Here is a 24151-nt window from a genome sequence, read left to right on the forward strand (position 1 = left end):
CCATGAATCTATCAAAATCCCTGATACTGAGCATCTGCCTCACGACCATCGTCTTCATCCACTCGGGAGCCTGGGCCTTCAATTCCAGTTCCTTCAACGGCACGGCCGACTTTTACGCCGGAGCCGCTCCGCCGCCGGGACTCCATCTCATCGACTACAACGTCTTCATGGATATCAAGAAGATAGAAAACAAGGGACAGGGACTGGTGGACGGCAAAGGGACCCTGACCGCCATAGCCTTCCGCCCCATCTATGTCTCGGAAAAGGGGCTCTTCGGCGGCAACTTCCTCATGCACTCCATCATTCCCCTCCTGTCGGTGGAGGCCGACGTGAAGGCAAACACGCCCGGCGGGCAGATCACCGTGCAAGGCCATGACGGAGGGCTTGGCGATGTCTATTTCGGGGTGGGGATGGCGTGGCACACCCCGGTCTGGCACTGGCTGACGGTACTGGACGTCATCACCCCCACCGGCAGCTTCGATCCGAACAAACCCGTCAATGCCGGCAACAACGCCTTCATCATCGAACCGGTTGTGGCCGTTACCGGCATGTTCCCGAACGGCATGGAGGTGAATGCCAAGTTCATGTACTCCTACCACACCAAGAACAGCGACTATGTGGAAGCCGGAACGGGTATCAAGGGGTATCAGACGGGACAGGCGTTCCACATGGACTACAACGTGAACTATGCCGTGACCAAGGATCTGAAGCTCGGTGTTACCGGCTGGCTCTGGCAGGGACTGGAGAACGACCGGATCGGCGGGCAGAAACGTGCCGACACCAAGGACTTCGAATTCTCCATGGGGCCGGCAGCCCGATACCAGAACGGCAAGTTTGCCGTCATCGGCAAGTATGTGCTGCCGGTGGCCGCCGAGAACCGTATCGAAGCCAACCAGCTCTGGATCGATCTGGTCTATTCATTCTAGGGATTTCACAGGGATTGACACTCTTCCGGAGGGTACAACGATGGACGACAAGAAAATACTGATAATCAATCCAGGCTCCACCTCGACGAAAATCGGTGTCTTTACCGAAGGGAAGATGATCGTCAATCAATCGGTGAAGCATGACGACGAGGAACTGAGGAAGTTCCCCACCATCTGGGACCAGTATGATTTCCGCCGGGATGCAATCTTCAAGGTGCTCGCGGACAACAACCTCTCCATGGGGGAAATTGACGCCATCGCCTGCCGGGGCGGCAACGTCAGGCCCCTTCCCGGCGGCATCTACCGGGTCTGCCCGAAGATGATCGAGGACATGAAGAGCGGCATCTATGGCGGCCATCCCATCAATGTGGGGGGGCTGGTGGCCTTCGACCTGGGGAACCAGTTCAATATCCCGGTCCTCACCGCCGATCCCCCCATGACCGACGAACTCTGCGCCTCGGCCCGGTACAGCGGCATTCCCCAGATCACCAGACAGAGCAGTTTCCACGCCCTCAACCAGAAGGCCACTGCCAGGAAGATCGCCGCGGAACTGGGAAAGAAATACGACGAAATCAACCTGATCGTCGCCCACCTGGGTGGCGGAATTTCGGTGGGCGCCCACCGCAGAGGAAAGATCATCGATGTGAATAACGCCCTTGACGGCGACGGCCCCTTCTCCCCGGAGAGGGCCGGCTCCCTTCCGGCGGGCGACCTGGTGAAGCTCTGCTTCAGCGGCGAGTACACCAAAAAAGAGGTTCTCAAGCTACTGACCGGAAAGGGAGGACTGTTCGCCTATATGGGAACGACCGACGCCGTCGAAATCGAGAAGAGAATCGCCCATGGTGGGCAGAAGGCGGCGGAGGTCTATGAAGCGATGATCTACCAGGTGGCCAAGGAGATCGGTGCCAGCGCGGCGGTCCTTGAGGGAGATGTTGACGCCATCGCCCTCACCGGCAGCCTGGCCTACTCGAAAAAGCTCGTGGAAAGCCTGAGCAGGAAGATTTCCTTCATCGCCCCGGTGCTCCTCAATCCGGGCGAAAACGAAATGGAAGCCCTGGCCGACGCGGCCATGAGGTATTTCAACAATGAAGAGGCCCTCTCCGTCTACCACCAGGACAAGGCGGCATGACCAGAAAACTGTCTGAAGAGGATTTAGGCCAATAAACCAATAAAGGAGAGCAAGACCATGGGAAAACTTACGGGAAAAGTAGCGATCATCACCGGCGGTGCACAGGGAATCGGCGCGGCCTATGCTGTAGGTCTGGCAAAGGAAGGAGCGAAGATCGTCATTGCCGACGTACTGGACGGCGCCAAGGCGGTTGAGGCGGTGAAAGCAGCGGGAAGCGACGCCATCTACGTCAAAACCGACGTGAGCAGCCAGGAGCAGTGCGACGCCATGGCCCAGGCCGCTGCCGAGAAGTTCGGCTCCGTGGACATCCTCCTCAACAATGCGGCCATCTTCGGCAGCATCGTCCTGAAGCCGTTCACCGAATGCACCCCCCAGGAGTTCATGAAGGTGATGGAAATCAACGTCCTTGGCCAGTTCAACTGCATGAAGGCGGTATTCCCCCACATGAAGGCCAGGGGGGGGAAGATCATCAACATCAGCTCCTCCTCCATCATTGAAGGAGTCCCCGGCATGCCCCACTATGTGGCTTCCAAAGGTGCAATCATGGCCCTCACCCGCTCCATGGCCCGTGAACTGGGTGACTACAAGATCAACGTCAACACCATCGCCCCCGGCTTCACCCATTCCGATGGGGGTAACAGCTTCGACAAGAACAAGAAGCTGGATCTGCCGCCGCTGGAAGAGCTGCAGATCAATGCCCGCTGTCTGAAAAGGGAAGCGGTGCCCGAGGATCTCATCGGCCTGGCCCTGTTCCTCTCCTCCGATGACAGCGCCTTCATCACCGGCCAGATGATCGTCCACGACGGCGGATTGTCGTTCCACTAAGGGATGGAGGGTGCCATGAAAGAAGTCCTCGATATGCTTCCCGCCCCCTGTTACGGCAGCCTGGCAACGGTGGCCGGCGGCAAACCCCGGGTCAGGCCCTTTGCCTTCATGTATGAAGAAAACGGTCGATTCTATTTCTGCACGGCCAGCAACAAAGAGGTTTACCGGCAACTGACCGAGACGCCGTTCATCGAATTCACCAGGACCGATGAACAGATGCGCTGGCTGAGAATCGGCGGCGAGATCACATTCGACGAGGATATCAAGAGCAGGGAGAAATGCTTCGCCAACTATCCCATGCTCAAAGATATCTATCAGACGCCTGACAACCCGCTCTTCAAGGTGTTTTACCTGGAGCACGGCGCGGCATCCGTTAACAGTCTGACCGAACCGCCCAAGAACTTTGAATTCTGACCCCAGAAAGGGATAACCATGAAAGAATACAGACTTTTCATCAACGGAGAATGGGTGCCCTCCTCCACGGGCACCATGGCCGACGACATCAATCCGGCCACCGGCGACGTGTATGCCAAGGTGCACCAGGCGAGCCGTGATGATATCGAACAAGCCATCGCCTCCGCCTATCGCGCCCGGGTAGATTGGGGGAAAACGGTGCCGGCCCAGCGGGAGGCGATCCTGATCAAGGCCGCCGCCATTCTCGAAGAGCGGATTCCCGAGTTCGCAGAGGTGCTCATCGAGGAAGGTGGCGCCACCTTCGGCAAGGCGATGTTCGAGTCCTCTTTTGTCGTCACCCTGCTCCGGAGCGCGGCCGGTGAGTGCCGGCGCATCTTCGGCGAGACGATCCCCTCCGACGCCCCGGGCCTCTTTTCCATGAGCGTCCGCAGGCCCCTGGGAGTCATCGCGGGGATCTCCCCCTTCAACTTCCCGTTCCTGCTGGCCATGAAAAAAGTCGCACTGGCCCTGGCCGCCGGCAACACCTTCGTCCTCAAGCCTGCCTCGCCGACGCCGGTCATCGGCCTGAAGATCGCCGAACTGTTCGAGGCGGCCGGTCTTCCTAAGGGGGTCCTCAACGTCATCCCCGTCAAGGGGAGCACCCTGGGAAATACCCTGGTGGAGGACCCGAGGATCCGGATGGTGACCTTCACCGGTTCCACGGACGTGGGAAAACAGCTGGCCGAGGTCGCGGGGCGCCACCAGAAGAAGATCACCCTGGAAATGGGCGGGAAAAGCCCCCTCATCGTGCTCAAGGATGCGGATATCGACTATGCGGTTGACGCCGCCGTGTTCGGCATCTTCCTCCACCAGGGACAGGTCTGCATGGCCAACTCACGGCTCATCGTCGAAGCAGACATCTACGACCGGTTCTGCGAGAAACTGACGGCAAAAGTCAAAGGGCTCAAGATGGGCGACCCCCACAAGCCCGACACGGTCATCGGCCCCCTCATCGACGCCAAGCAGTGCGCCTTCATCGACTCCCAGGTACACGACGCCCTGGCCGACGGGGCGCGGGTTCTCTCGGGAGGAAGGTCGGAAGGTGCGTTCTATCAGCCCACCATCGTGGCCGACGTGACCAGGAAGATGCGCATCTTCGACGAGGAGAGTTTCGGCCCGGTCGTCTGCGTCATCAAGGCCGCCAACAGCGAAGAGGCCCTGGCCCTGGCCAACGACTCCTCCTTCGGCCTCTCCGCCGGCCTGATCACCAACGACCTGCAGAAGGCCTTCGATCTGTCGCTGCGGCTTGAGTCCGGCATGGTCCACATCAATGACAGCAGCATCTTCGACGAGCCCCATGTCCCCTTCGGCGGCGTGAAAGACAGCGGCGTCGGACGCGAAGGCGGCCACTATTCCATGGAGGAGATGACCGAGGTGAAGTGGATTACCGTGCAGATGGGCAAACGGCAATTCCCCTTCTAGAAGACTGACGAAACACAACAACGGAGCCAGGAGAGAGCGCGGCAACGCGCCTCTCCGGAAGCTCCTCTTGAGGGAGGCTCATCATGTTTGGATTCGGCATGCCGGAAATCATCATTCTGCTGGTCATCGCGCTCGTGGTCTTCGGACCGGCAAAGCTTCCCCAACTGGGCTCGGCATTGGGGGGGGCCATCAGAAACTTCCGAAAAGGGACGGAAGAGCCGACGGTTGTAAATCGCCAGAACAAAGAAAATCATGAAACCGCCGAAAGACACGAAAAAATCTAACATAATGCTTTATTTTTCACTATTTCCCGTTGACATGACCTCCCCTTGCGGTTATCTTGTATGCAAGAGGATTTATTGAGATGATTTCATATCGGGACCACATAGTATTCTTGATCGCCAAGGCCCATCAACGGGCCCAGGGAGCCCTTAAGGGACACCTTCTCCCCTTTGGTCTCACCCCCATGCAGTGCCTTTTTCTGGAGGCCCTCATGGAGGAGGATGGGCTTTCGGTGGGAGAGATCGGCCGGCGCATAGCCCTGGATACCGCCACCCTTGCGGGAATTCTCGACCGCATGGTCACGGCCGGCTGGGTCAGGCGCGAGACCGACTCCCAGGACGCCCGGGTGGCGCGGGTCTATCTGACGGAGAAGGCAGCGGCGGCCATTCCGGAGCTGTCAGCAAGCATTGAACGAACAAACGATGAGCTCATGCGGAACTTTTCCCTTGAGGAAAAACTTCTGATGAAACGGTTCCTTCGGGATTTCCGGGAATAAGAATGATTTTCTTTTAACCTAACACCTTGCATACAAGATATCCGCATAGGGCAAGGACCATCATCAATGTGAGGAGATACACCATGTACATGCCCGATTTTGAGTACCATACTCCGGAGACTCTGACCGAGGCCTGCGCGCTCCTGGACGAACTGGGAGAACAGGCCACGGTCCTGGCCGGGGGAACCGATGTCCTCCACAAGATGAAGGTGGGTAAACTGGCGCCGGGGCATCTGGTATCGCTCAAAAACCTGGACGACCTTCGCACCATCAGCCACGAGCCGGGGCGCGGCATCGTCATGGGAGCCCTGACCAGCCACAATGCCATCTACACCTCGCGTCTGCTCCAGAAACGCTACCTGTCCCTCCCCATGGCGGCCCACACCATGGCCTCCAACCAGATCTGCAACATGGGAACCGTGGGCGGTAACATCGTCAACGGCGTCCCTTCCGCCGACCTCCCTCCGATCCTCATTGCCCTCAACGCCTCGATACGGCTGGTTTCCAGCAAAGGGGAGCGAACCATGCCCCTGGAAGACTTCTTCCATGGCTCGGCCGAGACGGTGATCGCTCCGGGCGAGTTGCTGGCCGACATCACCATCCCGGACCAGCCGACCACCGGGAGCACCTACATGAAATTCGGCCTGCGCCGCTCCGGTGCTCTAGCGGTTGTTGGGGTAGCGGTGTCGGTTACGGTGAAAGGTGACATCCTGGAAGACGTCCGGATCGTTCTCGCTTCGGCGGCGCCAACGGTAATGCGCGCTCGGAAGGCAGAGGACCGGCTGAGGGGGAAAAAGATCAGCGACGAATTGCTGGCCGAAGCCGGGGAGGAGGCAGCGGCGGAAAGCCGTCCCCGGGACAGCATCCGGGGTTCCGCCGAATATCGCCGGAACTTGGTCGGAGTGCTCACCAAACGGGCGCTGCGCAAAGCAATCGACGAAGGCCACTCGTAAGGAGGTAAATATATGTTGCAGTCAATAACCGACAAAGACGGAGTGAAGCGTTACCTGATCACCCTGAAGGTGAATGGGGATGCGAAGACCGTGCTGGTAAAGGGAAACGCCATCCTGACCAATGTGCTGCGCGACCACCTGGACCTGACCGGCACCAAGAAGGGGTGCGAGCTGGGGGACTGCGGTTCGTGCACCGTTCTGCTGGACGGCAAACCGGTGGATTCGTGCCTGATGCTGGCCGTTGAGGCAGACGGCCGGGAGATCACCACCATCGAAGGGGTTGCCGCCAACGGGGCACTGGACGCCATTCAGGAGTCCATGATCAACCACGCCGCCGTGCAGTGCGGCTACTGCACCCCTGGCATGGTCCTCTCCGCCAAGGCACTTCTGACCCGCAACCCGCATCCCACGGAACCGGAGGTTCGGGAGGCCATTGCCGGCAATCTCTGCCGCTGCACCGGCTACGTTCATATCGTCGAGGCCGTTCTGGCCGCATCCCAAGGGCGAACTGCGCCGGCCGAGCATTAAGGAGAACAACAGATGAGCGACAATCATAAAGTCATCGGCCGCAGCGTTCCCCGCATCGACGGGCCCGAGAAGGTAACCGGCGCGGCAAAGTATACCGGGGATCTCAAGTTCCCCAACATGCTCTACGGCAAGATCCTCACCAGCCCCCATGCCCACGCCAGGATCATCTCCATCGACACCTCCGAGGCGGAGAAGCTGCCGGGGGTGAAGGCGGTCATCACCCACAAGGATGTGCCGGAGCTGAAGTATGGCCTGAGCCCGGCCCGGTGGGACGAAAACATCTTCTGCATCGACAAGGTGCGCTTCGTCGGCGACAAGGTGGCGGCGGTCGCCTGCGTAGACGAGGATACCTGCTACCGGGCCATGAAGCTCATCAAGGTGGAATACGAAGAGCTCCCCGCAGTGCTCGATTTCCGTCACGCCATGGACGAGGGGCAGCCTCTGGTCCACGAGGAGTACGAGCGGAACATCAACACCGAGATTCACCAGGAGTTCGGCGACGTGGCAAAGGCCCTGGCAGAGGCCCACCATGTCCGTACCGACGTCTTCGTGGGCCAGCGGACCTATCAGGCCCCCATCGAGCCCCACTCCGCCATCTCCATGTGGGAAGGGGAAAAACTCACCATCTATTCCAGCACCCAGTCCCCCCACTACTTCCAGTACTACATCGCCCGGGAGTTCGGCATGCCCATGGGGGACGTGCGGATCATCAAGCCATACCTGGGGGGAGGTTTCGGCGGCAAGCTGGAGCCCACGGGCCTGGAGTTTGCCGGAGCGGTGCTGGCGAAGCGGACCGGCCGGCCGGTGCGGACCTTCTACGACCGGGCCGAAATGTTTGCCCACAACCGGGGGCGCCACGCCCAGTACATGGAGATCACCACCGGGGTGGACAAGGACGGCAAGATCCTGGCCGCCAAGGCCAACTTCATCATGGACGGCGGCGCCTACACGAGCCTCGGGATCGCCAGCGCCTACTACGCCGGCGCGCTCCTTCCCATGACCTACGAATTCGACAACTACCAGTTCGACATGTTCCGGGTCTACACCAACCTCCCCGCCTGCGGCGCCCAGCGGGGCCACGGCGCTCCCCAGCCCAAGTACGCCTTCGAGAGCCATCTGGACAACGTGGCCGCCGACCTGGGGATCGACCCCATGGACATCCGGATCCGCAATGCCCGCCGTCCCGACACCGTCACCCCCAATGACTTCCGGGTCAACTCCTGCATGATGCGGGAGTGCCTGGAACAGGTCCGGCAGATCTCGGACTGGGACGAGAAAAAGAAAAACCTCCCCCACGGACGCGGCATCGGCGTCGCCACCGGCAGCTTCGTCACCGGCGCGGGGTACCCCATCTACCGCACCGACCTCCCCCACGCCGCCGCCTTCATCAAGGTGCATGAGGACGGCACCGCAGCCACCCTCTACACCGGCTCTGTCGACATCGGCCAGGGATCTGATACCATTCTCTGTCAGATGGCGGCCGAGGCCATGGGGTATCGCTACGAGCAGATGAAGATCGTGGCCGCCGACACGGAGATCACACCGCTCGATTTCGGCGCCTACGCCAGCCGCCAGACCTACATGTCAGGGGCGGCCGTCAAGCAGGCGGGGGAAGAGGTCAAGAAGCAGCTCCTCGACCTGGCGTCGACCATGCTTTCCCTCCCTGCCGACGACCTTGAGTGCGCGGAAGGGGTTATTTTCTCCAAGTCGCGGGAAGGGAAGACACTGACGTTCGAGGAAGTGGCACGGAAACACTTCGTCCTCAAGGGCCCGCTCCTGGGACGCGGCGCCTACACGCCGCCGAAACTTGGCGGAAGCTTCAAGGGGGCCGCGGTCGGCACGTCGCCCGCCTACAGCTTCGGCGCCCAGGTGGGAGAGGTTTCCATCGACGAGGAAACGGGAGAAATCACCGTGGTGGGCATCTGGGACGTCCACGACTGCGGCAAGGTCATCAACCCGCGGCTGCTCCACGGCCAGGTCCACGGCGCCCTCTACATGGGGATGGGGGAATCGGTCTGGGAAGAGGTGCTCTTCGACGACAAGGGACGGATCAAGAATGCGGAACTGGCCAATTACCGGCTCCTCACCGCCGTGGACATGCCCCCCATCCAGTCGGAGGTGGTGAACAGCTACGAACCGACCGGGCCGTGGGGGGTGAAGGAAGTGGGCGAAGGGGCCACCAACCCTACCCTGGGGATGTTCAGCAATGCCATCTTCGACGCCATGGGGGTCAGGGTGAACAGTCTGCCGCTCACCTACGAGAAGGTCTGGCGGGCACTGAAGGAAAAGCGGGAGCGGGAAGAGACCAAGGCGGCATAAAAACGGCAGCAGGAGTCAGCCATGTGGGACTGGATCGGAAAACTCGATGAACTGCGACGCAGCAACCAGCTGGCGGTGCTGGTGACGGTGACGAAGAGCAGCGGCTCCACGCCGCGCAAGCACGGGGCAAAGATGATCGTCCTTCCCGACGGGACCTTCTACGGCACCGTGGGGGGCGGGACTCCCGAGTACTACGCGCTGGAAGATGCCCGCGCCTGCTTCGAGACCATGCAGAGCACCACGAGCAGCGTCCCCCTCAAGCAGCGGGGAGAGTTCCCCGCCTGCGGCGGCACCATGGAGTTCTATATGGAAGTGATCAACGACAACCCGGTCCTCCACCTCTTCGGCGCCGGGCATATCGGCCAGTCCCTCTGCCAGATCCTCGACGGAACCCCCTTCCGCATCCATCTCATCGACGAGCGGGAGGAGTGGATTAACGCCCCCAACCTGCCGGGAAGCGTCATCCGCCACCAGCGCCACTACAGCGACTTCATCGAAAAAGCCATCTGGTGCGACAAGCGGACCTTCGTCGCCATCCAGACCTTCAGCGGCACCCTGGATCAGCAGGTTCTGGAAGAGGTGCTGCCGAACCCCACCCGCTACGTGGGGATGATCGGCAGCAAAGCCAAGTGGGCAAAGGTCCGGAGCAACCTGGAGGAAAAGGGGCTGGACCTCTCCGCGGTCCGGTGCCCCATCGGTCACGACAACGGCGGCAACTCGCCCCGGGAAATCGCCATCAGCATCGCCAGCCAGCTTCTTTCCACCTACTACGGGCGGGAGTGAACCACCATGAAACGGTTGACGGAACGCGTCATCATCATGAAGGGAGCGGGAGAAATGGCTACCGGTGTGGCTTGCCGGCTCCATCGGTCAGGGTTCCGGCGTATCCTCATGCTGGAAGCCCCTTCCCCTCTCGCGGTCAGACGGGGGGTTTCCTTCTGCGAAGCCATCCATAACGGCAGGAAATCGGTGGAGGGGATAGAGGCAGTCAGGATCGAAAACGGATCCGCCCTGGCCGATGCCTGGGGAAAGGGGGAAATTCCCCTGCTGGCCGACCCGCAAGGGGATGCCGTGCGCCGCATGGAACCCGACATCCTCATCGATGCAACGATAGCCAAGCGGAATCTCGGCATTGCCATCACCGACGCGCCGCTCGTGATCGCCCTGGGTCCCGGCTTCTTTGCCGGCAGGGACTGCCATCTGGTGATTGAAACCAACCGGGGCCACAATCTGGGGCGGCTTATCGCCTGTGGCGAGGCGGAGCCCAACACCGGCATCCCCGGCAACATCGGCGGTTATACCAGGGAGCGGGTTCTCCGCGCGCCGGCCGACGGCCACTTCACGACCGAAAAGGTGATCGGCGACCAGGTCAGCAAGGGGGATGTGGTCGGCATCGTCGGCACCAACACGGTTACGGCTTCCATCGACGGCATCCTGCGGGGGCTGATACGGCCCGGCACCCATGTCACGACCGGCCTCAAGATCGGCGATATCGATCCCCGTGGGGATACGGCCTATTGCCATACCATTTCGGAGAAGGCCCGCGCCCTTGGCGGGTCGGTGCTGGAAGCGATACTTACCGTCTACAACCAGTGAGCCATGGACCATGGAAAATTTCGCCGAAATAGTGGGTATCGGACCTGCGGGAGTGATAAGCATCACCGGCGGAGGCGGCAAAACGAGCCTCATGTTCCACCTTGCCAGACAACTGGCCTACTCCGGCAAAAGGGTTCTGACAACGACCACCACCAAGATCCTCGCCCCTTCGGTCGAGGAGTCAAGGACGCTCCTCATCTCCCAGGACCCGCAGGTCATCCTCCGCCATGCCAAAGCCCATCCCGGCCCCGGCGTGCATGTTTCGGCGGCAGCCGGCCATATCCCCCATACCGAAAAACTGCAGGGATTTCCCCGTGAAGCGATCCGCACCTTCGAGGATTCGGGAGAGTTCGACTGGGTCGTCGTGGAAGCCGACGGCGCGGCCCGGAAGCCGCTGAAGGCACCGGCAGCCCATGAGCCGGTCATCCCCGGCAACAGCACCATTGTCGTCGCCCTGGCCGGGCTTGAGGTGCTTGGCAGGCCCCTGGGGGAGGAGATGGTCTTCCGGTCGGAACTGGCGGGGGAACTGATGCAGATCCCCCAGGGCGAAACCATAACCGTGCCGGCCCTGGCGCGCCTTCTGGCGCACCCTTCAGGGGGCTTCAAAGGGGCTCCGCCCCAAGCGCGCCGCTTCATCTTCCTCAACAAGGCGGATACGCCCGAACTGCAGGAAAAGGGAGGGGAAGTCGCGCTCCAGCTCAAGGAGATCGCGCCTTCCGTTGCCGAAGCGGTCATCGTGGGGCAACTGCGGCAGGAGATCACCCTGCACCGGGTCTATCCGAGGGGAGAGTAATGGAGGCCCGTCCCAGGGTTGCCGGGATTGTCCTCGCCGCCGGCAAGAGCACCCGCATGGGGCGGCCAAAGCAGCTCCTCCCCTTCCGGGGCCGGACCGTTCTGGAATGTGTCGTCGACAATGCCCTTGCCTCACGCCTCCACCGCGTTGTCGTGGTGCTCGGCCACGAGGCGGAGGCCGTCATGCCGCTTCTTGGGCACCGGTGCGTCACAACCGTCGTAAACCCCTTGTACGGTGAGGGTCAGAGCTCGTCGCTGAAGGCGGGCCTGGGGGCGATGACCGAAGAGACCGATGCCGCCCTCTTTCTCCTGGGCGACCAACCCCTCGTCACCGCCGACACCATCAACCTTCTCATCGCCGCCTTCGCCGACTTCCCCTCCCCCATCGTCATCCCCACCTTTGAAGGCCACAGGGGAAATCCGGTCCTCTTCAGCCGGGAGACCTTCCCCCGCATCGAGGCGTTGAGCGGAGATCGCGGCGCCAGGGGGCTCTTCCGGGAGTATGGCGATGATATCCGCAGCATCGACGTGCGAACCCCGGCTATCCTCTTCGATCTGGATACGGAGGAGGATTACCTCCGCCTGTTGCGGGAATTCCCCGCGGTGTAAGCCCAACTCCCCGCTCATTGCCGCCGAACCCTCTTAAGCACCCCGGCCACACTTGTCAGTCACGACAAAAACCAGCACCGCCATTGACAGCTCGCACCCCCCTGACACTGCGGTAGCGGTTGATCCCTTCTCCATCGAGCCTCGCCTCCAGCCTGCCGCGGCACGCCAGATAGCGCACGTGGGAAAGGCATTCCCCCAGCGCCAGCTGCAGATCAAAGTCCCCCAATGAGAAGGAGTAGAGCACCTTCACCAGCTCATAAGCGGACAGTTCACTGCCGGCACAGGCATCCACTATCACCTGGGACCGGCGCCGGTGATGACCCCGTAACTCCGCGACCCTTTTCCTCGCCCCGCGGAAGGGGAGCCCGTGCCCCGGGAGCACAAGGACGTCGTCGGGGATTGTCGCGAGACGGTCGAGAGATGCAAGCCAATGGCTGAGGGGGTCGTCCTCCGGATTCATGACGCTGACCGAGACGTTGGTGGAGATGCTCGGCAGGAGTTGGTCCCCGGAGATGAGAATTTTACGCACCTTCGAAAGCAGCAGTGCATGCTCGGGGGAATGTCCCCGGCCGACAATGACCTGCCACTCCTCGTCCAGCGGCAGGTGGCTGCGATCCTGCAAACGGACGAAGGAGAGAGGCATGGGGGATATCTCGCGGGCAAAGTCGAACATCACCAGCGTCTGGGGCAACAGTTCCTGCGGGAAGCCTGCCCGTTGGAAAAATTCGACATGCTGCCACGGCACCTCTTGGGGAAGGTCCGGCCACCCCAGCAGGGTGTAATACTCCTCGTAGGTCATGAAGAGGGGAACCCGCCAGCGCTCCGTCAGGTAGCCGGCCAGCCCCAGGTGATCCACGTGGTAATGGGTGCAGTACACCCCCACCACCTTTTCACCGGCAAGGGGCCCGGAAAATACCTCCTCCCATATTCTCCGCGCCTCGGGCGAATCGAGCCCCGTGTCCACAATGAGCCACCCTCCCGCAACCCGCACCAGGTAGATATTCACGTGGTCAGGGGCGTAGGTCACCGGCATGCGCAGCCATCTGACATCAGGGCCAATCTCCACCAGCTCGCCATCCGAGTGGGGAGGAGAATACGGAAAGGTCATGGATAGCATCATTTGAATCGGTACTCCATTCGGTAGGTATCGGTCTCGTCGGAATAGGTCAGAGAATGCCCCAACCGCCGGTGATAGGCAAGCATCGCCTCGTTGGTCGGCAGGATCTCCGCATAGAAGCCGTCGATCCCCTGGCCGGCGGCGTGGCGCTCCAACTGGCGGAGGAGGTGATGAGCCAGGCCCAGGCGGCGATACTCCTCATGGACCACCACCGCCGTTTCAGCCATATTGGTGAGGGGGTCGACGGCATAGCGCGCCACCGCCACGATGGACTCGGCATCATCCTCCTGCCGGAACACCGCCAGCGCCATGCGACTGCTGTAGTCCACGCAGACCTGTTTCGCCGCCTCACGATGGGCCAGTTGCAGTTTCGGCCCGAAATAGCGATTGTAAATGGTCTCGGGATTATGGCTGTAGAAGAACTCCTGGAGCAAACGCTCATCGGTGGCCTTGAGGGGTCGGACCAGCATCATGGTCCCGCCGAACGCCCTTCTCTCTTCAAAATCCTTCGGGTAGCGATTGAGCGCCTGCTGCCATACCTGCTCATCTTCATAGACGTAATGCTTCTGCTTGACGAACTCCAGCAACTCCCGCCGGTAATCGGGGTGGGCAATGGAGATCAGGGCCAGGGCCCGCTCGCGGATGGTTTTCCCGTGGAGATAGGCGATACCGTACTCGGACACCACGTAGTGGGCGTCGCCGCGACTGGTGACAACGCCGGCGCCGTCGTCGATCCGGTGGACGATGCGGCTGATCCCCCCGCCTTTTGCGGTGCTGCGGATGGCGATGATCGGTTTACCTCCCCGGCTCATGGCCGCACCGCGGGCGAAATCCACCTGGCCGCCGATGCCGCTGTAGAAGGTATAGCCGATGCTGTCGGCGCAGATCTGCCCGGTCAGGTCCACCTGCAGGGCCGAATTGATGGCCACCACCCGGTCGTTGGCGCAGATCACCCGGGGATCGTTGACGAAATCCGAGGGATGGAATTCAACCCCCACGTTGCCGTCAACGAAATCGTAAAGCGCGCGGGTGCCGATGACAAAGCTGGTGACCGTCTTGCCGGGATGAACGCTCTTCAGGCGGTTGGTAATGTTTCCCTCCTCGATAAGGGGGATCAGGGCGTCGCTGAACATCTCGGTGTGGATGCCGAGATCCCGCTTGTCGGCGATGAACCGGAGGACCGTGCTGGGAATGGTGCCGATCCCCATCTGGAGGCAGCTGCCGTTTTCCACCAGCCGCGAGATGTGGTAGCCGATCTGCAGCTCCACCTCATCCGGTTCCTTGGCAGCGGATTCAAGGATCGGGTAGTCCGTTTCCACCAGGCAATCGAAGCGGCTCAGGTGAATGTGGGTGTCGCCGCAGGTGCGCGGCATGCGGGGGTTCACCTCGGCAATCACCAGCCGGGCCCGGTCCAGCGCCGCCCGCTGGATATCCACATTGACCCCGAGGCTGCAGTAACCGTGGCTGTCAGGGGGGGACACCTGCAACAGCGCCGCATGATTCCCCCTCCGGCCGCGGCGGATCAGGGCCGGGATCTCGCTCAGGAAGATCGGCGTGTAGTCCGCCCGCCCGTCGCAGACCGCCTGGCGGATATCCTCGCTGATGAAGAACGAGTTGTGGCGAAGATGACCGGTATTCCGCTCGGTAATGTAATCGGCAGAACCGAAGGCGAGTAGCTGGATCAGCTCGATGTCATGGAGCCTGCCGGCGTTTCGGTTCAGGGCGGCCACCAGCTGCAACGGCGCGGCGCAGCCCGACCCGACAAACACGCGCCAACCGGATTGAATCCGTGCCACCGCCTCATCAGCCGTTGTCAGCTTCTGTCTGTACAGCTCAACAAGTTGGTTGTTCATCCTCTCCCCGTTTGAAAACGTCCCTTTCAGTAGTACCGCAACCAGACCACCCCGCCTCGGGACGTGCTGCCGGAACCAATCGGATGCCCGTACACGTTCTCACATTTCATCAATTTTTTACATCACTCATCAGAACATTACACCCAATGAGCCAATATCACAAATTACATAACGCCGTTTTTAGTTACAAAACCTATTTTTTGCATATTTTATCCAATATTTCAGCATGTTGTAAATTTGACGGTTCGTATCATTTCACTTGGTCCAGTATCTGCAAAACACTGTTTATCAAATTAACACCTTAACCACAAGCTGCCGGAGGTCCACAATGCCCTACAATCTCAACCTGCCCGAAACCTTCAACGCCGCCGATTACTTCATCGACCGCAACATCCGCGAGGGGAGAGGCGACAAGCTCGCCGTTCTCTGCGAGGAGCGCTCCCTCACCTACCGGCAGCTGCAGGAAGGGGTCAACCGCTTCGGAAACGCCCTGAAATCCCTGGATGTGCGCATGGAAGAGCGCGTCGCCCTCCTTCTGCTGGATACGGAGGTCTACCCCCAGGCATTTTTCGGAGCCATCAAGATCGGGGCGGTTCCCATCTGCCTCAACACCATGAACCGTCCCCAGGATTTCCAGTTCTACCTCAACGACAGCCGGGCGCGGGTCCTGGTTGTCGATGCGCTGCTCCTTGACCAGATCGAGCCCATTCGCCGCAACCTGCAGTTCCTGAAGCATGTCATCGTGGCCAACGGCTCCGCCCCGGCAGGCGATCTGAGCCTGGCGGAACTGTGCGCCCCCCAGCCCACGGAGCTTGAAACCGCCCCCACCTGCCGCGACGACGCCTGCTTCTGGCTCTACAGCTCCGGCTCCACCGGCTCACCCAAGGGGACGGTCCATCTCCAGCACGACATGGTCTATTCGGCCAAGACCTACGGGGCAAAAGTGCTCGACATCAAGGAAAACGACGTATTTTTCTCGGCCGCGAAACTGTTCTTTGCCTACGGCCTGGGGAACGGCATCTACTTCCCTTTCTGTGTCGGGGCAACCGCCGTGTACCTGCCGCTGCGGCCGACCCCGGCCAATGTTTATGAAACGGTGCGCCGCCACCGTCCGACCCTGTTTTTCGGCGTTCCCACCCTCTACGGCCAGATGCTTGAGGAAGAAGGGAGCATGAACGGCGTCAGGCTGTGCGTCTCCGCGGGCGAGGCCCTGCCGGCAGCCTACATCCACCGCTGGAAAGCACGCTTCCAGCTGGACATTCTCGACGGGATCGGCTCCACCGAGATGGCCCACATCTTCATCTCCAACAGGCCCGGCGAAATCGTCGCCGGCAGCTCCGGGAGGGTCGTCCCCGGCTACGAGGCCCGCATCGTGGATGAAAACATGCACGATCTCCCGGCCGGCGAGATCGGCACGCTCCTGGTCAAGGGTGACAGCGCCACGGCCCTCTACTGGAACAAGCATGAGAAAACCAGGCAGACCATCATGGGGCACTGGATAAATACCGGCGACAAATATGTCTGCGATGAAAACGGCTATTTCCACTGCGCCGGCCGCTCCGACGACATGCTCAAGGTGGGGGGGATCTGGGTGTCGCCCAACGAGGTTGAGTCTTGCCTGATCGGACACCCCGCCATCCTGGAGTGTGCCGTCATCGGCGCCCCTGACGAGGACAACCTGATCAAGCCCATGGCCTTCGTGGTCCTCAATTCCCAGCATCAGCCATCGCCGGAGATGGAGAACGAGTTGAAGGAGTATGTGAAGACCACCCTGGCGATGTACAAGTACCCGCGCTGGATACGGTTCATCGATGAACTCCCCAAGACCGCCACCGGCAAGATCAAACGCTTCGAACTGCGCACCATGATCCAGAAGGAAGAGTTGCAGCACGTGGCCTGAATCAGGGGCCTGATCGTCACGAACACACTCGATGCACTACCTGCCAAGGAGGTACGGGATGGAGAAATACGCAGTCAGAAGAATGTTCAAGGGTCAACTGGCAACAGGTTTCGCCGCTCTGGCACTGAGTTTCATCGTCGCGGCTTTTCTGTGGCCTGCCTGGTCCCTCACGGTAAAGGCGCTGTACGGAATCCTCGCAGGCCCCGGCCTCAGCGCCGCGGAACCCAAGGAAGCCGGCCAGCTGATCGGTGCCGTGGCCAGGGGAACCTTCTTCTGGACGGCCATCAACAGCTGGATCTGGCTGACTCTGGTTATGGGGAATTACGGCAAGACCTCCTTGACCGAAAAACAGCCCTGGGCCGGCATCTACTATACCATCGTGGGGTGGCTGGTGGGGGCGGGAGCCTTTCTGGCGCTCATCAGCTTCATGGGGATCTGGTGGAAACCGTTCAGCCTGGCGATCATGTTCGTCCCCCGGACCGCCGCCGATGTAGCCATGGCCTTTGAGGCCTGGGAAGCATCCAACTTCTATGCCCTGGCGGTGATTATCGCCCAGATCCCGCTGGTTTCCCTGCTGCAGAAATGGCCCTTTGCCGGAAAGGCCGAAAAGCCCGTCGAGAGCTTCGGCGTGATTGCCATGGGGATCGCGGTGACCTTCATCGTCTGGATGGCGATGATCGTTCCGAGCTGGATGAAGCTTTCCCTGGGCGGAGAGCAGATCGTCGCCCCACCCTTCGGCAACTGGCCGGCATTCGCCGCATTCTGCCAGGCGTACGTTATCTTTGCCATCATGCCGGTGGAAGGGGGAGAGCTTTACCCCATGAAGCTGTTCACCCGGAAGCAGCCGCTGATGGGGATTATCGGCTTTGCCATCGCGCTTGCCGCCGGCTTTGTCATGCCGCCGATCATAAAGGGGATCATCGCCCCCCTCAATCTGGTAAGCGGCCCGCCCCTGGATGCGGTGGCGGCATCCCTGGAGCTGTCGGTGATCGTCTTCATGCTGGCCTGGCACCACCTGTTCGAGGATTACCCGAGCGCCGCGCTGGTTCCCAATACCGCCGCCAGGGTATGCTGCAGGATAGCGATATGGTCCATCGGCGGCACGGTCTATGGGGTCATCTGGCTGAAAACCTTCAAGCTGATCCCCTACGGCGCCAACGACCTCGGCATGGGCGTTCCGCCGCTGGGGATCCTGGCGGGGCAGTTCGCCCTGCTGATGACCCTCCTCTTCCTGAACACCTTTTTCGATAAATGGCCCCTGGTGCGCAAAGTGCCCCTGAGCGTACCCGAGGACATCCCCCTCCCCGCTGACGAGCAGGCAGGGTTTGAAGCCATGGCCAAGTAGAAGAATGCATTGCTGTGTCATGGAGCCCTCGTATCCTTCCCGGGATAGGGGGCTTTTTTTTGTGAAACCGGAACAGGCTACGAATCTTCCAGACCATACTCCTTGATGCGGCGGTCGAGGGTCGGCCGGGAAATGCCGAGGATTTCCGCCGCCCTCTTCTTCTCGTTGTGGGTAAAGGCAAGGACATTCTGGATATGTTCCCGCTCGACCTCATGGAGCGGCCTGAGCACCAGGGGAAAGCTGTCGCTCTCGCTTTCCTCTTCCAGGTGCAGGGATTCGGGCGACAGCACCGAGCCGTGCGAAAGGAGGACGGCGCGCCGCAGCGTGTTCTCCAGCTCCCGGACGTTGCCCGCCCACGGATGGGCCAGGATGGCATTCATGGTCTCCTGGGGGATGATATCCACCCGCTTCCCGGTCTCATGGTGAAGCTTTTCCAGCAGGAATTTCACCAGGATGGGAATGTCGTCCCTGCGTTCCCTGAGGGGAGGGAGATCGATGGAGACCACTTTCAGGCGGTAGTACAGGTCGTGGCGGAAAATGCCGCTGTTGACCAGCGTGAGGAGATTCTTGTTGGTGGCGGCCACAATGCGCACATCGGCCTTGATGGTCTCGATTCCCCCTACCCGCTCGAACTCCCGCTCCTGGATAAAGCGGAGCAGTTTCACCTGCAACTCGGGACTGATCTCCGATATCTCATCAAGGAACAGGGTCCCCCCCTGGGCCAGCTCGAACTTCCCCGGTTTGGTTCGATACGCCCCGGTGAACGCCCCCTTCTCATGGCCGAACAGCTCGCTTTCGAGGACCGTCGGCGAGAGGGCGGAGCAGGCCACGGCGATGAACGGACGGTTGCGGAACTTGCTGTTGAAATGGATGGCACGGGCAACCATTTCCTTGCCGGTGCCGCTCTCCCCCTGGATCAGGACCGTGGCCCGGAAGTCGGCAATGGCGCCGATGGTTTTGTAAACCTCCTTCATGGCCCGGGAGCGGCCCACCATGATGTTCTGCTCAAAGGGGGCATCGATAGAGTCGCGGAAGGCGACGCCGGTCCGGGAAAGGGCACTCATCTCGAATATCTTGTCGATAATCTGGTCGAGCTGATCGAGATCGAGGGGCTTGCCCAGGTGGTCGATGGCCCCGAGGCGGATTGCCTCGATGGCGGTCTGCATGTCGTCGTAGGCGGTGATCATGATAACCGGCAGGGCCGGCTTTCTTTCCTTGATCAGGGTCAGCACCTCGAAACCGTCCATGCCGGTCAGCCGCAGATCGAGGAGCACCAGGCCCACGTCCCGCGCCAGGGCCAGGTCGACCGCTTCGTTGCCGGTGGCAGCGGTGAGAACCGTATACCCCGTCTCGGCAAGGTGCAGCTCCAGGGTCCGACGGATGGCTCTGTCGTCATCGGCGACCAGGATTGTTCTCATTGCAGGCCATCCCCTTTCTCGGCGGGTCCCCCGAGGGGCAGAGTCACGGTGAACGTGGCGCCCCGGCCGGGTTCGCTCTCGACGGATACCGATCCGCCATGGCGAAGGACAATCGTTTGCAGGATAGAGAGCCCCAAGCCGCCTCCGGACGCCTTGGTGGTGAAAAACGGCTCGAAGAGCTGTTCGAGCTTGTCGGGCGGAATCCCCCCCCCGGTATCGCTGACCCTGAGCAGCGCCATCCCGCTCATACTCTGGGCGGTTATGGTGAGCAGCCGGGCATCGGGCGGCGTCCGGTTCATGGCATCGAGGGCATTGAGGACCAGGTTCAGCAGCACCTGATGAATCTGCTCGGGGTCGCAGACGAGGTTCAGGGGCGAATCGATACGGACTTCGGACCGAACCTGCTCTTCCTCCAGGCGCTGCGCCATGAGCTGCATCAGGCGGTCGACAATCCCCTCCAGTTCCGCCGTCTCAAGGCGCAGGGGCCGCGAGCGGGCGAAATCCAGGACATCGTTCAGCAGGCGGTTGAGGCGCTGGATTTCCTCCTCCACGATGGAAAAGTTCTCCCTGAGCGTGCCAGCCGGAGCGATTTTTTTCCGGATCATCTGCATGTTCATCTGGATGGCCGAGAGGGGGTTGCGGATCTCATGGGCCAGCCCCAGGGCCAGGTGCCCCACCGCGGCCACCTTCTTCGCCACCAGCAGCTCGTCGAAGGTGGATTCGAGCCGGGAATGGGCTTCACTGAGGGCTTTGGTGTGATGGTTGACCTGGCTGGAGAGGATCCGGTTCCAATTCATGAGAACCCCCATCAACAGGGTTGCCCCCGCCAGGACCGTCACCAGCAGAGTGGTGGCGAAGGCCTCCTGTCGATGCATGAACGTGGACAGGAGTTCGTCCACCTCCCGCTCGGGGGTTGAAATCCCCATTGCCCAGAGGCGGTTCTCGATGCGGAACGGGTAGTAGCTCCCCAGCTTCCGCACCGGCTGATCGGGGATCTCGGCATCCAGGTAGTCGTACCAGCCGCTCCCCGGCTTCCCCTCTTCCACAGAGATGAGAAGGTTATAGAGGCGCGGCCACCGGGGAAGAAACGCCGCGTCGAAGCCGCGCCCCACAAGCCTGCCGCTCGGGGCGACGAGCATGGTCCTGCTGCTGATGTCGGCAAGCCAGGCGCGGCCATGGGTGCCGACGCGTATGGGAAGGATGTGCTTGTTCGCCAGCTTCTCGAAATCGAGGACACAACTGGCCACCCCGAGGAACTCCCCCCGGGGTCCGTAGATCCCCTCGGCCACGATCAGGGCCTTGTACCCCCGGCGCTTTCCCCCCTCCATGCGGGTGAAGGGGGACAGGTACATCTCCCCGGGCTTCCCCTTTTCCTTGGCCCATTTTATATAGTCCCGCCAGGCATAGTTACGGCCAACGGTGTACGGATCGGCCGGCTCTATGGCGACGGCGGTTCCACGGCTGTCAAAGATCACGAGGTCGACAACCGGGGTCGAGGCGAGGGAACCGTAGATCTTTTTCAGACGTTCGCCGACTTCCTCGGCCCTCCGGCGGGTGACCTCCTTCCCTTCGAAGAGCGTCACCACCAGATCGAGGTTGCGATGGAACGTGGCAAACATCTCCTCCAGGGTGTGGGAGGCCAGTTCGGCCATGAGGGACTGCTGCCGGTTGTACTGCTCGAAGAAGCGCTCCCGCGCCTCGGCGCGAACGGCGTTGGTGGTGTGCCTGATCCAGAGGAGAGCGCCGACGGCCGTGGCGACCACCAGGACCAGAACGAGCAGCAGCTTGAGTTTGCGAAGATGAATCATGGCAGTGTCGCAGTCATTAAAAATTCAGCAGTCTGGCGGCATTCCCTCCCAGAATCTTTTCTACCCCCTCTGCCGGCAGCGGGAGAGCGCCGATGGCATCCATGTTGCGCTTTATCTGGGATGCCCCCGGCCAGTCGCTGCCGAAAATGACCTTGTCCGTGTTGCGCGCCAGTTCCGGAAAATAGGTCATCAGCTTCGAGGGTGGAAGCCCTGAAACCTCCATGTAGAGATTGGAATGGAGCTTCGACAGGAAAAAGGCCCGGTCGTACCAGAATCCCCGCCCCGAATGGGCCATGACCAGGTTCAGTGACGGGAAATCATTGGCCACGTCATCCAGATGGATCGGATCGCAGTATTTGATCCGGGTCCCCTTAAAGACCGAGGAGCCGGTGTGGATGAGCACCGGAATCCCCAGCTCCTGGGCAGCCTGGTAGAGGGGGTAGACCCTCGGGTCATTGAGGTAGTAATGCTGGTAGGAGGGATAGAGCTTGAGGCCGCGGAACCCTTCCGTTTCCACCAGGCGGCGGAGCTCGCCCCCCAGGTCGGTGGTGAGATGGGGATTGATGCTGCAGAAGGGAATCAGCCTCTTTCTCCCCTTACAGAAGGCCTCCACCTGCTCGTTGGAGCAGATGCCGGTGGTTATCGGGCACAACTCCGCCAGGACGCAGGCGTAATCGACCCCTTCGGCGGCCAGCAGCTCCTCGAAGGCGCCGGGGTCGCTGTAGCGCTCTATGTACGCATCGTATTCCCCGGGGTCGGGCTGGGACTGCTTGATCCACTCCGTCACCCAGGGCTTGTGGTCGGCATACACGCCGAGGTGGACGTGGAAATCGATGCGCAGCCCCCGCGAACTTCCGTCTCGCATTTCATGAGCCATGGTGTCTTCCTCTCTTCTTCCGGTCTCCTCTCCAGCAGACAGGCAACATGCCCCTCCCCCGCACAGGGGGAGGGGACTGATTACAACTGTTGCAACAGCTCAAACACTGTAACACTGTTTTATCATTTACTAGAAGAAGTAATAGGCGGCGAAGCGCCCGATGTTGGCGGTACCGGAGGTCGCCAGGCCCGCCAGGTTGCCGGTGCCGTTGGTGACGTTGCCGTACTGGGTGTTGATGTTCTGGTATTCGACGGCAAACCGGAGCGCAGCATTCAGATCGTAGGTAACGTTGGCATAGATGGCCGAGTTGGATTTCTCGAAGTTATCGATGCCTCTGTAGCTTGCGTAGTTATAGGCGTTCCGCCGGGCATAACCGGCCGTAATCCCCAGGTCCTGAGTCGGGTAGAAAATAAGCTGGCTGTATATGCCGTACCCCTTGGCGGGCTTCTTGTCGCCGGCAGCTCCAACCACGGTTCCCGCCGTAGCGCCAATGGTATACATGTTGGCGGCCATGTAGGCCTGCCCCTCAAAGGAGGCGGTCATGGCGCGGTTTTTACCATCCTTTGACGGCAGGAGCGGCACGAAGGTATAGAAGCCGTATCCCCAGCTATCCACCGAATCTTTGTTACCGGCAACGTCCTGGTTGCCGTAGAGGCCGAAGAAGCCCGCTGTCAGCGAATTCATGGACATGCCGTAGTAGCCCGGCGCAACCCCGAGAACCTTGCTGATGAGCATTGCCTGGCCGGCCACGTTGACCTTGGCCCCCCATGAGTCACCGCTTGCCCCTTGGAGATTGGAATCCTGAACCGGATTCTGCACCCCGAGGACCAGCCGCAGGGCATTCTTGTCATTGAGGTTCAGCCGATGGGTTACCCTGATCTGGGGCACCCGCGGGTTGTTCGGGGCGCCGGTCATGGCCGCCTGGCCGAAATCGACGGTGGAGGCGGTGGCCGGACCGAAGATGTCATAAGCCTGCCCCAGCACCAGTTGGGTATTGGCCCAGTCCAGCGAGGCATTGGCGAGGCGGAGCCGCATGGTGGCGGTCTCGTTGGAAGCGCCGCCCCCGCCGTAGAAGTCCGTTTCGATGATGGCATTGGTCTTGGCGCCAAGGAAGGTGGGGCCGCCAACCTTCAGCCAGATCCGGGACTGCCGGGCGGTGAAGATGGACTGATCCTCCTGGCCGGCGGGGGAACTACTCTTGGGGATGCCCCTCTGAAGCGTGCCCAGGGCGCCGTTGGACCCCAGGTTGACCGAGTTGTACGCGTAATCGAGCTTGACGTAGCCGCCGATGCTCAGGTTGAATTTGCTGGTGACCGGCGAGGCCATCTTGCCGTAGATGCCGGGGGCCACTTCACAGTTTGGCTGAAAATCACAGTTGTAGACCGGCGCGACGGTCTGGGGCAACTCTTCGGCCATGGCCGGAGCGGCCAGAAGCAAAGCAGAGATTCCAACCGTAAGTCCCTTGTTCTTCATGTTTCCTCCACAAAAAGAGATGATCTGCAA

The 24151-nt window shown here is 61.0% G+C and carries 22 protein-coding genes; 16 read left to right on the top strand and 6 right to left on the bottom strand.

The window, feature by feature from the left end; all coding sequences use genetic code 11:
* The first annotated feature begins 2 nt into the window (after positions 1–2).
* The 14 genes from GMET_RS10720 (at position 3) to mocA (ending at position 12330) form a co-directional block, all read left to right on the top strand.
* Positions 3–926, top strand: coding sequence for a SphA family protein (locus GMET_RS10720; RefSeq protein ID WP_004513078.1), 924 nt, complete (start codon positions 3–5; stop codon positions 924–926).
* A gap of 40 nt (positions 927–966) precedes the next feature.
* Complete coding sequence (gene buk / locus GMET_RS10725; RefSeq protein WP_004513077.1) at positions 967–2055, top strand: butyrate kinase; 1089 nt, start codon at positions 967–969, stop codon at positions 2053–2055.
* Positions 2056–2112: 57 nt separating this feature from the next.
* Entirely contained in the window at positions 2113–2880 is a 768-nt protein-coding gene (locus tag GMET_RS10730; RefSeq protein WP_004513076.1) for an SDR family NAD(P)-dependent oxidoreductase, read from the top strand.
* A gap of 15 nt (positions 2881–2895) precedes the next feature.
* Positions 2896–3294 (top strand): pyridoxamine 5'-phosphate oxidase family protein, encoded by a 399-nt coding sequence (locus tag GMET_RS10735; protein WP_004513075.1) that lies wholly within the window; start codon positions 2896–2898, stop codon positions 3292–3294.
* Positions 3295–3312: 18 nt separating this feature from the next.
* Positions 3313–4755, top strand: coding sequence for an aldehyde dehydrogenase family protein (locus GMET_RS10740; protein WP_004513074.1), 1443 nt, complete (start codon positions 3313–3315; stop codon positions 4753–4755).
* 83 nt (positions 4756–4838) lie between these two features.
* On the top strand, positions 4839–5039 hold the full coding sequence (locus GMET_RS10745) for a twin-arginine translocase TatA/TatE family subunit (RefSeq protein WP_004513073.1): 201 nt from the start codon (positions 4839–4841) through the stop codon (positions 5037–5039).
* Between the two features lie 80 nt (positions 5040–5119).
* The gene (locus tag GMET_RS10750) at positions 5120–5533 is read left to right on the top strand and encodes a MarR family winged helix-turn-helix transcriptional regulator (protein WP_004513072.1); all 414 of its coding nucleotides are present in this window, start codon (positions 5120–5122) and stop codon (positions 5531–5533) included.
* 83 nt (positions 5534–5616) lie between these two features.
* Positions 5617–6486 (top strand): FAD binding domain-containing protein, encoded by an 870-nt coding sequence (locus GMET_RS10755; protein WP_004513071.1) that lies wholly within the window; start codon positions 5617–5619, stop codon positions 6484–6486.
* Between the two features lie 12 nt (positions 6487–6498).
* Entirely contained in the window at positions 6499–7014 is a 516-nt protein-coding gene (locus GMET_RS10760; protein ID WP_004513070.1) for a (2Fe-2S)-binding protein, read from the top strand.
* Between the two features lie 12 nt (positions 7015–7026).
* Positions 7027–9333, top strand: a complete 2307-nt coding sequence (gene hcrA, locus GMET_RS10765) for a 4-hydroxybenzoyl-CoA reductase subunit alpha (RefSeq protein WP_004513069.1) — start codon at positions 7027–7029, stop codon at positions 9331–9333.
* A 21-nt stretch (positions 9334–9354) separates the two neighbouring features.
* On the top strand, positions 9355–10116 hold the full coding sequence (locus tag GMET_RS10770; protein WP_004513068.1) for an XdhC family protein: 762 nt from the start codon (positions 9355–9357) through the stop codon (positions 10114–10116).
* 6 nt (positions 10117–10122) lie between these two features.
* The gene (yqeB, locus tag GMET_RS10775) at positions 10123–10929 is read left to right on the top strand and encodes a selenium-dependent molybdenum cofactor biosynthesis protein YqeB (RefSeq protein ID WP_004513067.1); all 807 of its coding nucleotides are present in this window, start codon (positions 10123–10125) and stop codon (positions 10927–10929) included.
* Between the two features lie 10 nt (positions 10930–10939).
* Entirely contained in the window at positions 10940–11722 is a 783-nt protein-coding gene (gene yqeC / locus GMET_RS10780) for a selenium cofactor biosynthesis protein YqeC (RefSeq protein WP_004513066.1), read from the top strand.
* On the top strand, positions 11722–12330 hold the full coding sequence (gene mocA / locus GMET_RS10785; protein WP_004513065.1) for a molybdenum cofactor cytidylyltransferase: 609 nt from the start codon (positions 11722–11724) through the stop codon (positions 12328–12330). Before yqeC ends, mocA begins: the two co-directional genes overlap by 1 nt.
* 55 nt (positions 12331–12385) lie before the next feature.
* Here the strand turns inward: mocA and GMET_RS10790 are convergent, their stop codons facing one another.
* A complete protein-coding gene (locus GMET_RS10790; protein ID WP_238378911.1) occupies positions 12386–13438 on the bottom strand; it encodes an MBL fold metallo-hydrolase in 1053 nt (350 codons plus the stop codon).
* Positions 13439–13446: 8 nt separating this feature from the next.
* Entirely contained in the window at positions 13447–15300 is a 1854-nt protein-coding gene (locus GMET_RS10795) for a bifunctional acetyl-CoA hydrolase/transferase family protein/GNAT family N-acetyltransferase (protein WP_004513063.1), read from the bottom strand.
* A 328-nt stretch (positions 15301–15628) separates the two neighbouring features.
* Between GMET_RS10795 and GMET_RS10800 the strand changes: the two genes are divergently transcribed.
* Positions 15629–17200: a benzoate-CoA ligase family protein gene (locus tag GMET_RS10800; RefSeq protein ID WP_004513062.1), complete on the top strand. Its 1572-nt coding sequence runs from the start codon at positions 15629–15631 to the stop codon at positions 17198–17200.
* A 58-nt stretch (positions 17201–17258) separates the two neighbouring features.
* Entirely contained in the window at positions 17259–18545 is a 1287-nt protein-coding gene (locus GMET_RS10805) for a hypothetical protein (RefSeq protein ID WP_004513061.1), read from the top strand.
* Positions 18546–18622: 77 nt separating this feature from the next.
* Here the strand turns inward: GMET_RS10805 and GMET_RS10810 are convergent, their stop codons facing one another.
* The 4 genes from GMET_RS10810 to GMET_RS10825 all read right to left on the bottom strand — a co-directional run bounded on the left by GMET_RS10810 (position 18623) and on the right by GMET_RS10825 (position 24121).
* Positions 18623–19963 (bottom strand): sigma-54-dependent transcriptional regulator, encoded by a 1341-nt coding sequence (locus GMET_RS10810; RefSeq protein ID WP_004513060.1) that lies wholly within the window; start codon positions 19961–19963, stop codon positions 18623–18625.
* A complete protein-coding gene (locus tag GMET_RS10815; protein ID WP_004513059.1) occupies positions 19960–21771 on the bottom strand; it encodes a sensor histidine kinase in 1812 nt (603 codons plus the stop codon). Before GMET_RS10815 ends, GMET_RS10810 begins: the two co-directional genes overlap by 4 nt.
* A 16-nt stretch (positions 21772–21787) precedes the next feature.
* Entirely contained in the window at positions 21788–22648 is an 861-nt protein-coding gene (locus tag GMET_RS10820) for an amidohydrolase family protein (protein WP_004513058.1), read from the bottom strand.
* 129 nt (positions 22649–22777) lie between these two features.
* Positions 22778–24121: a hypothetical protein gene (locus tag GMET_RS10825; RefSeq protein ID WP_004513057.1), complete on the bottom strand. Its 1344-nt coding sequence runs from the start codon at positions 24119–24121 to the stop codon at positions 22778–22780.
* Positions 24122–24151: the final 30 nt, after the last annotated feature.

The organism is Geobacter metallireducens GS-15 (genome assembly GCF_000012925.1).
In the GTDB taxonomy this organism is placed as follows: domain Bacteria; phylum Desulfobacterota; class Desulfuromonadia; order Geobacterales; family Geobacteraceae; genus Geobacter; species Geobacter metallireducens.